Origin of the sequence: Mesorhizobium silamurunense (assembly GCF_014843825.1) — a bacterium.
GTDB classification, from domain to species: Bacteria; Pseudomonadota; Alphaproteobacteria; order Rhizobiales; family Rhizobiaceae; genus Mesorhizobium; species Mesorhizobium silamurunense.
In genome coordinates, this window is the sequence record NZ_JHQR01000081.1 from 1 (window position 1) to 9137 (window position 9137).

The following is a 9137-nucleotide window of genomic DNA, read 5'->3' on the forward strand; positions in this document are numbered from 1 at the left end:
CGCGCCCGCGGCCCTCGGAAGCAGCGCCGGAGGCTGGCGAGCGCATCGCCAAACGGCTGGCGCGCGCTGGCATCGCATCGCGCCGCGACGCTGAGGAACTGATCGCTGCCGGCCGCGTCAAGGTCAACGGCAAAGTGCTGTCGTCGCCGGCCTTCAACGTCATGCCCGACGATGTCATCCACCTCGACGGCACCGAGATCCCGCCGATCGAGCGCACGCGGCTGTTCCTGTTCCACAAGCCGGCGGGGGTGGTCACCACCAACCGCGATCCGGAAGGCCGCAAGACCGTATTCGACGTGTTGCCGGCCGACCTGCCGCGGCTGATGACAATCGGCCGCCTCGACATCAACACCGAAGGCCTGCTGCTGCTCACCAATGACGGTGGGCTGTCGCGCGTGCTCGAACTGCCGGCAACGGGCTGGCTGAGGCGCTATCGCGTCCGCGTCCACGGCAAGGTCGAAGAGAGCGCGCTTGCTGGCTTGCGCGAAGGCATCGCGGTCGACGGTGTCTTCTATGGTTCGATCGAAGCATCGCTCGACCGCGAGCAGGGCACCAACGCCTGGCTGACGATTGGACTGCGCGAAGGCAAGAATCGCGAGGTGAAGAACATCCTCGGCGCGCTTGGCCTGGATGTGACCCGGCTGATCCGCATCTCTTACGGGCCGTTCCAGCTTAACGATCTGCCGGAAGGCCATGTGCAGGAGATCAAGGGCCGCATGCTGCGCGAGCAGCTCGGTGAGCGGCTGATCGAGGAATCCGGCGCCAATTTCGACGCCGAGATCACGAAACCCTTCTCCAACAAGCCGGTGCGGCGCACCGAGCCGCGCCGCGAGGAGGCTGAGCGACCGAAATTCTCGCGCGAGGGCGATCGCCGTCCAATCGGCGAAGGTGGGCTGATCAAGGCCCGCAAGCGCCGCGAAGGCAGCCGCGACGAGGCTCTGGGCAAGCTGTCGACCAAGCCTGACAGGGCCTTCGGCGAGCGCGGCTCAAAGTCCGGCTTCGACAAATCCGAGCGCGGCTTCGGCAAGTCCGAGCGCGGCTTCGGCGGCAAAGCCGGCGGCAAGAAAGGCGAGCCTCGCCCGATCGAGCCGCCGGGCCAGCGCAAAGCCAATGTCTGGATGGCGCCGGGCGCTCGGCCGATCGGCAAGGGCAGGGCGGAGGCCGACGCCGCAAGGGTCGCGGAGGCGAAGGCGCGCAAGGCATCGTTCAAGCCAGGCGGCAAGCCGTTCGGCAAACCAAGAGGCGATCGACCCGAGGGAAGCGGCGGCGACAGGCCGCGCGGTCCGAAGGGTACGAGAGGTGGCAATGCGGATCGTCGGCGGTGAGCTTCGTGGGCGTCCGCTGACGACGCCCCGTTCTAACGCCATCCGCCCCACCACCGACCGCACCCGCGAGGCGGTGTTCAACGTGCTGGCGCATCGCTATGCCGAGAAGCTCGAGGGCGGCCGTGTGCTCGATCTCTTCGCCGGCACCGGCGCGCTCGGGCTGGAAGCGCTGTCGCGCGGCGCCTCCTACTGTGTCTTCATCGAGGAATCGGCGGAAGGGCGCGGGCTGATCCGCGACAATGTCGAGGCCTTCGGGCTCACCGGGCGCACAAAAATCTTCCGCCGCGACGCCACCCATCTCGGCGACGCCGGCACGCTCTCGCCCTTCGGCCTGGTCTTCGCCGACCCGCCCTATGGCAAGGGGCTCGGCGAACGCGCGCTGCGCTCGGCCAAGGTCGGCGGCTGGCTTTCGCCTGGCGCGCTCTGCGTGGTCGAGGAGGCGGCCTCGGCGGCATTCGAGCCGGGCGCCGGTTTTTCCGTGGTGGACGAGCGCGGCTATGGCGATACGGTGATCAGGTTCATCGAGGTTGGGTAAGGCCCGGCTCCCACAAGGAGAGAAGGTTAGGTCCCGCCTCGAAAATGACGAACAATTCACTTTGGCTCGCCAGCGAAGCTTTTCTATCGTCGCGCGACCGAAACCGGAGCATTTGATGACATTGAGCACCAGAGGGCTGCGCGCAGCACTCCTTGCCGGCACGCTGGCACTGGCAGCGCAGGCTCCGGCGTGGGCCGGGGACGAGGCGGAAGTCAAGGACTTCCTGCTCGACAACGGCATGGAGGTGGTCGTCATTCCGGACCATCGCGCCCCGATCGTCACGCATATGGTTTGGTACAAGATCGGCAGCGCCGACGAGCCGCCCGGCAAATCCGGCATCGCGCATTTCTTCGAGCATCTGATGTTCAAGGCGACCGCCAACCACGCTGCCGGCGAGTTCGACCGGGCCGTGGCCGACATCGGCGGCTCGAACAACGCCTTCACGTCATACGATTACACCGCCTTCCATGAAACGGTGCCGCCTTCGGCGCTCGAGCAGATGATGGGGTTCGAGGCCGACCGCATGCGCAACCTCGTCCTCACCGACGACGTCATCAAGACCGAGCGCGACGTGATCCTGGAGGAGCGCCGCTCGCGTATCGACAGCGATCCGCAGGCCGTGCTCGACGAGGAGGTCGACGCGACGCTCTGGCAGAACCAGCCCTACCGCATTCCGGTGATCGGCTGGATGCAGGAGATGCAGCAGCTGAACCGCGAGGACGCCAAGGCTTTTTACGACACCTTCTACCGGCCGAACAACGCCGTGGTGATCGTCGCCGGCGATGTCGATCCGGACGCGGTGAAGGCGATGGCCGAAAGGACGTACGGAAAGGTCGCGCGCGGGCCGGATCTGCGGCCGCGTATCCGCCCGGTCGAGCCGGAGCAGAACACGCGGCGCACGGTCACCCTCACCGACGCGCGCGTCTCGGTGCCGAGCTTTTCCACGCAATGGGTTGTGCCGTCCTATCATACCGCCAAGCCCGGCGAGGCCGAGGCGCTCGATCTTCTGGCCGAGATCCTGGGCGGCGACAACCGCAGCCGGCTATACCAGCAGCTGGTGGTCAAGCAGGGCATCGCCTCCGAGGCCGGCGCGTTCTTCCAGGGCACCATGCTCGACGCCACCAACTTCACCGTCTACGGCTCGCCGCGCGGCGACGCCAAGCTTTCCGATGTCGAAGCTGCCGTCGACGCCGAGATCGCGCGCATCGTGAGGGACGGGGTGACCGATGACGAACTGGAGCGGGCCAAGACGCGCTACGTCCGCTCGATGATCTTTGCCCGCGACAAGCAGGACGACATGGCCAATATGTACGGCTCGACGCTCGCCACCGGCGGCAATGTGAAGGATGTTGAGGAATGGCCGGACCGCATCCGCAAGGTGACAGCCGGAGAGATCAAGGCGGCGGCCGCCCGCTACCTCGTGCTCGACCATTCGACGACCGGCTATCTCCTGCCGCAGCAACAGGCGGGCAACTGATGATGAGCCTTGTACGCGGACGGATGAGTGCTTTTCCTTCTCTCCTTGTGGGGTCCGAAGGACGGGGCGAGACCCGTGGCTCGCCCCAGGGTGGTGGATCGGCGCGCAGCGCCGAGACGGATGAGGGGTGTTGGAAGAAACGCGACCTATCTCGTCGGGCATCGAGGGCTGGCGGTTTCCAAAGTCGCACTCCGCCCAGAACCCATCGTCCGTCGCCTTCGGCGACACCTTCTCCCACAAGGGGAGAAGGGGGACTCTATCGCATCTTCGCCACCCTCTGCTTTGCCCTTTTCTTCCTGCTCTTGCCGGCGCTTGCCGCTCACGCGGAGATGAATATCCAGGAGGTGAAGTCGAAGAAGGGCATCACCGCCTGGCTGGTGGAAGACCATTCGATCCCGCTGGTTGCCATCCGCTTCGTCTTCGATGGCGGCACCGCACAGGACCCCGCCGGCAAGGAAGGGCTGGTCAATTTGATGACCGGCCTGTTCGACGAGGGCGCCGGCGACCTCGACAGCGAGGCCTTCCAGCTAAAGCTCGACGATGCCGGCGCCGAGATGAGCTTTCAGGCGGCGCGCGACGGCACCTATGGCTCGATGCGCATGCTGTCCGACCAGAAGGACGAGGCTTTCGGCCTGCTGAAGCTCTCGGTGAACAGCCCGCGCTTCGACCAGGCGCCGATCGACCGCATCCGCGCCCAGACACTCTCAGGCATCCTCGCCAATGAGCGCGATCCCAACACGATCGCCCAGCAACGCTGGCTGCGCGCGATCTATGGCAAGCATCCCTATGCGCGGCCGGACGAGGGCACCAAGGAGAGCCTCGCCACCATCACCGCCGACGACCTCAAGGCCTTCCACAAAGCGAATTTCGCCCGTGGTGGTCTGCATGTGACGGTGGTGGGCGACATCGACGCCGCCACGCTGAGCGGCAAGCTGGACGAGGTGTTCGGCGACTTGCCGCAGAAGCAGACACTGGCCTCCGTTGCCGATGTCGTGCCCAAGCTCGGCCAGCAGTTGGAAGTGAACTACGACCTGCCGCAGACCTCGCTGCAGCTTGCCTGGCCCGGCGTGAAACGGAGCGATCCGGATTTCTACGCCGCGGTGCTGATGAACGAGATTCTCGGCGGCTCGACCTTCACGTCGCGGCTTTACGAGGAGGTGCGCGAGAAGCGCGGCCTTGCCTATGGCGTCAGCTCCGATCTCGTCGATCACGAGCATTCCAACGCGCTGCTGGTCACGACGGCGACCCGCTCCGACCGCGCCGCCGAGACGCTGTCGATCGTGCGCCAGGTGGTAAAGGAGATGGCCGAGAAGGGGCCAACCGAGGAGGAGCTTGCGGCGACCAAGAAATACATGATCGGGGCCTATGCCATCAACAACCTGGACTCCTCTAGTTCCATCGCCGCAACGCTGGTCGAACTGCAGCTCGACAATCTCGGCATCGACTATATCAAGCGCCGTGCCGCGCTGATCGACGCGGTGACGCTTGCAGACGTCAAGGCGGCGGCGAAGAAGCTGCTGTCGGCCGACCCGGCGGTGATGGTGATCGGTCCGCCGCTTGTGCAGGTGGCGGGGAGCGGCAAGGGATGAGCCCGACTTTCGCGGTTGCCTTCGGCGGCGGCGGGGCGCGGGGACTTGCGCATATCCACGCCATCGAGGCGCTGGACGAGCTCGGCATCAGGCCGGTGGCGATCGCCGGCTCCTCGATCGGCGCGATAATGGGCGCCGGGATGGCCGCCGGCATGCGAGGGGCGGAGATCCACGATTACAGCCGCTCGATCCTCGGCAGCCGCGCCGAGGTGGCCGCGCGCATGTGGCGCTCGCGGCCGGGCACGATCGCGGAGGCCATGCAGGGCGGCATCCGCGTCGGCCAGTTCAATGTCGAACGCATCCTCAAGGCTTTCCTGCCTGACGCCATTCCCGCCACCTTCGAAGAGCTGAAGATCCCGCTGAAAGTCACGGCGACCGACTATTTCGGCCACAAGCTCGCGGTCTTCGCCGAGGGCGACCTGCATTCGGCGCTGGCAGCCTCGGCCGCCATTCCGGCGGTGTTTCGCCCGGTGACGCGCGACGGCCGCGTGCTGATCGACGGCGGCATCTACAATCCGGTGCCCTTCGATCTCGTCGAGAAGGACGCCGACATCATTATCGCCATCGACGTGGTGGGGGCGCCGAGCGACGTCGAGCGCAAGCACCCGACCACGGTCGACCTGATGTATGGCGCCACGCAATTGATGATGCAGTCGATCACCGCCAACAAGCTGCGGCAGCACCCGCCGGATATCCTCATCCGCCCGGCGGTCTCGAAATACCGCGTGCTCGATTTCCTGAAGGTCGAGGCGCTGATGGCCGACACCGTCGAGATCAAGGACGAGCTGAAGCGCGCCGTCGAGAAGGCGGTTGCCGAGCATGACGGCAAGCGCGGCAAGAAGGTGGTGTAGAGATGTCGCCACCTTCATGGGCGGGCGCATAGCGACTAAGGTCCGGCAACAAAAGTCCGATGGGAAAGTTGCATAGGTCCCTGATCAAGTTGGACCTATGAAGATATGAATTATTCGTGATCCATTATGGGCCGCATTCAAGCCTAAGCTTGCGTTTTGTCATTAACTCTTCATCGAATTGCCCGTTGACGCACGCTGCGGTAGAGTTAATAATATCCTAATATAGTAGCGAGAACAGTCTCCCGACCGGCAACAACGAGTCACGGCGCTACTGGGGTAGGGGAAACGCAGCGCGGCGTTCATAGCCGCTTCAGCCGTCATCATCGAGCCGCCAGCCGTCGTGAGCCGCCATGTGCATTTGCTCGCCGGCCGGAGCCGTTGGTCGCGGCCTGTTGAACGCTTAACGGACCCTCCCTCACTCGCGGAATCGGGCGCTGATCGCAGCGCCTTTGGCATGGGGTAGTTCGCCGCCTCGCGCGGCCAATAGGGGCGCGTTGGGCGCAAGGGAGTTTGAAATGGCCGATACCATAGTTGACCTGACGGATGCGACGACATCGCAGACGTTGACCGATGGCACCATCTTTGCGGCCGAGCAGCAAGGCGACTCCGGCACCGGCAACTATGACAGTTTCCTTGTCCTTGGGGCGAACGGCACCGAGAGCGGCTTCAATACCGACGGCACTCCGCTGCCGCTGGATGACAAACAGCAGGAGCACACCAACGCGCTTCTGCTGAGCGACATGCAGGTGGTGACCGTGGACGGTCACGACTACTACGTGTTCAAGCTCGACGCGAACGAGCCGAACAGCCCTTCCGGGTCGTTGCTGTCTCTGAACTCGCTGCAGATATACTCGGCATCAGACCCGAATATTACGAACCTTTCCGCTCTCCAGAGCCAGCAGTTGCTCTATGACATGGATGGGAATGCCACCGACGGTGACGTGACCGTTCAGTTGAACGCCGGCAAAGACGCGCCAGCCGGCAGCGGACAAGGCGATCTCTTCGTCTACATCCCGACAAGTTTCTTCACGGGGGCGACTGGGGACTATGTCTATCTGTATTCGGCATTCGGCAACCCCAGCGGCTCGGACGGTGGCTTTGAGGAGTGGGGCGTCATCACCAAAGACAATGTAGATCACGCGCCGGCGGTCGCGATCGAGAAGACGGCCGATCCGACTTCAATCGACGAGGGCGATGCGACGACCGTCACCTACACCTACAAGGTGACCAACACGAGTGCTGACGGAGCCACCGATCCGCTGACGCTGACCTCGCTCGTCGATGACAACGCGACGTCGGGCGACCCCAGTGACGACATCAACCTGCTGAACGGCTTCGTCGCCAACAGCTCGCATGGCACTCACTATGTGTCCGGGGACACCGACAACGACTACCTGGTCGACAGCAACGAGACCTGGATCTTTACGGCGGACGTCAATATCGATGCCCAGAATGCCGGCGGCAGCATCGTCAACACGGTCGTCGTGCATGCCCATGACGACGACAGCACCGACGACGTGCAGGCCACAGACGACGCGACCGTGACGGTGAGCGATGTCGCGCCGTCGATCGCCATCGAGAAGACCGCCGACCCGACCTCGATCGACGAGGGCTCGGCCGCCGACGTCACCTACACCTACGAGGTGACGAACACGAGCGCTGCCGGCGCGTTCGATCCGCTGACGCTGACCTCGCTGGTCGACGACAACGCGACGCCCGGCGACACCAGCGACGACATCGACCTGCTGACCGGCTTCGTCGCCAACAGCACTCACGGCGACTACTACGTGTCCGGCGACACCGATGGCGACTACCTCGTCGACAGTAACGAGAAATGGGTCTTCAGCGCGACCGTCGGCGTCGACGCCCACAACGCCGGCAGCATCGTCAACACGGTTGTCGTGCACGCCCATGACGACGACAGCACCGACGACGTGTCCGCCAACGATACTGCGACCGTGACGGTGAACGACGTCGCGCCGTCGGTCGCCATCGAGAAAACCGTAGATGCCGATCATGACGGCATCTTCCATTCGTCCGAAACGGTTCAGTCGGGAGCGCAGAACGCCACCTATCACTACGAGATAACCAACACGAGCGCGGCCGGCGTGTTCGATCCGCTGACGCTGACCTCGTTGGTCGACGACAACGCGACGCCCGGAGATACTAGCGACGACATTAATCTGGTGGACGGCTTCGTAGCCAACAGCTCATACGGCACACACTATGTGTCGGGCGATCTCGATGGCGACTATCAAGTCGACAGCAACGAGACCTGGGTCTTCGAAGCGACCAGCGCCTTCAACCTGCTTCCCAACGCCGACACCAGAACCAACACGGTGGAAGTCGTGGCGCATGACGATGACAGCCTGAACGAGGTCAGCGCCGAAGACAGCGCGACAGTTCAGTCGTTCGCAGGTCCCGGAGTGCGCACCCCGGGTTTCTGGAGCAATCTCGGCAAGTCGTTCTGGGATGGCGTTGCGGGTGCCGACAAATCCGGCCCGAACTTCGCTTCCGGTGAATTGCTCTATGCTGTCGATTCCAACAACGACGGACAAAAGGATGCCACCAAAGGCCTTCTGATCGGAGACTACAACAAGAACGGGGTGACCGATGCCGGGGAGGACACGTTCTTCATCTCCTACGCCGATGCACTGAAGGTGATCAACGCGTCGACCAAGGATCTGCAGGATACACGCTTTGTCCTTGCCCGCGATGCGGCAGCCACCTGGCTCAACTATCTGGCCGGGAATCCGATCGGCGACGCATCCGATCCCAACAGCCCTCACAAATATCTCGACCAGGCCATCGACTGGCTGCAGGTGGAGAATGGCGGGACATCCTCCTCTCACTTCGAGGATTGGGGTGGTGGCAGCGCGGTGAAGGCGAGCAGCGCAGCATGGAACATCGGACTGGACGCCGAGTCCGCCACCGCAGGGTCCGAGCTTGGCGGAAACCTGATCCATCAGGAACTCGACTTCTACAACAACACCGGAATGACGTTCGAGGGGGCGATATTGCACGTCTACGCCAATGACGGCGGCTGACGCATCGCATGCGCCGCCTGGCGTCGTGCGAGAGGCAGGTGGATTGACCGTGGTGTTTTGTTTGGTGTCGCTTCGGCAATGATAGTCAAGGCAGGGTCTGGTTCAGCGCGGGCAAAGGTAAGGTTCATAGGTCTGATCCTCATCGCTTGCGCTGCCCTTTTTATCTTCGGCGGCTCCGGATGGCCTGCGCCGGCGGGGCCGGCGTCGTTGGGCAAGATGCTTGTTGCAGTGGCAGTTGTGGGCGTCGGCGGCCTGGCTCTATTTCGCCCCCGCCAGGGCGTGTCCGGCAGCCCAACCGGCGGCGCCGCCGGCC

General features: G+C 64.0%; 6 protein-coding genes. All 6 read left to right on the forward strand.

What is annotated here, in order from left to right; translation table 11 throughout:
• On the forward strand, window positions 1–1325 hold a 1325-nt coding region (locus DH10_RS10175), incomplete at its 5' end, for a pseudouridine synthase (RefSeq protein ID WP_192384658.1).
• Window positions 1306–1860 (forward strand): 16S rRNA (guanine(966)-N(2))-methyltransferase RsmD, encoded by a 555-nt coding sequence (rsmD, locus tag DH10_RS10180; protein ID WP_192250500.1) that lies wholly within the window; start codon window positions 1306–1308, stop codon window positions 1858–1860. The genes DH10_RS10175 and rsmD, both read left to right, overlap by 20 nt.
• A gap of 115 nt (window positions 1861–1975) precedes the next feature.
• Window positions 1976–3337: a M16 family metallopeptidase gene (locus tag DH10_RS10185; RefSeq protein WP_192384659.1), complete on the forward strand. Its 1362-nt coding sequence runs from the start codon at window positions 1976–1978 to the stop codon at window positions 3335–3337.
• A 329-nt stretch (window positions 3338–3666) separates the two neighbouring features.
• Window positions 3667–4926, forward strand: coding sequence for a M16 family metallopeptidase (locus DH10_RS10190; RefSeq protein ID WP_192250492.1), 1260 nt, complete (start codon window positions 3667–3669; stop codon window positions 4924–4926).
• On the forward strand, window positions 4923–5777 hold the full coding sequence (locus DH10_RS10195; protein WP_192250489.1) for a patatin-like phospholipase family protein: 855 nt from the start codon (window positions 4923–4925) through the stop codon (window positions 5775–5777). The genes DH10_RS10190 and DH10_RS10195 overlap by 4 nt, the downstream gene beginning before the upstream one ends.
• Before the next feature lie 515 nt (window positions 5778–6292).
• Window positions 6293–8824 (forward strand): hypothetical protein, encoded by a 2532-nt coding sequence (locus tag DH10_RS10200; RefSeq protein WP_192384660.1) that lies wholly within the window; start codon window positions 6293–6295, stop codon window positions 8822–8824.
• Window positions 8825–9137 lie beyond the last annotated feature (313 nt).

Excerpts from the sequence above, each read along its gene's own strand:
- rsmD (WP_192250500.1), top strand. The coding sequence starts at position 1,306 with ATGCGGATCGTCGGCGGTGAGCTTCGTGGGCGTCCGCTGACGACGCCC.
- DH10_RS10185 (WP_192384659.1), top strand. The coding sequence starts at position 1,976 with ATGACATTGAGCACCAGAGGGCTGCGCGCAGCACTCCTTGCCGGCACG.
- DH10_RS10190 (WP_192250492.1), top strand. The coding sequence starts at position 3,667 with ATGAATATCCAGGAGGTGAAGTCGAAGAAGGGCATCACCGCCTGGCTG.
- DH10_RS10195 (WP_192250489.1), top strand. The coding sequence starts at position 4,923 with ATGAGCCCGACTTTCGCGGTTGCCTTCGGCGGCGGCGGGGCGCGGGGA.
- DH10_RS10200 (WP_192384660.1), top strand. The coding sequence starts at position 6,293 with ATGGCCGATACCATAGTTGACCTGACGGATGCGACGACATCGCAGACG.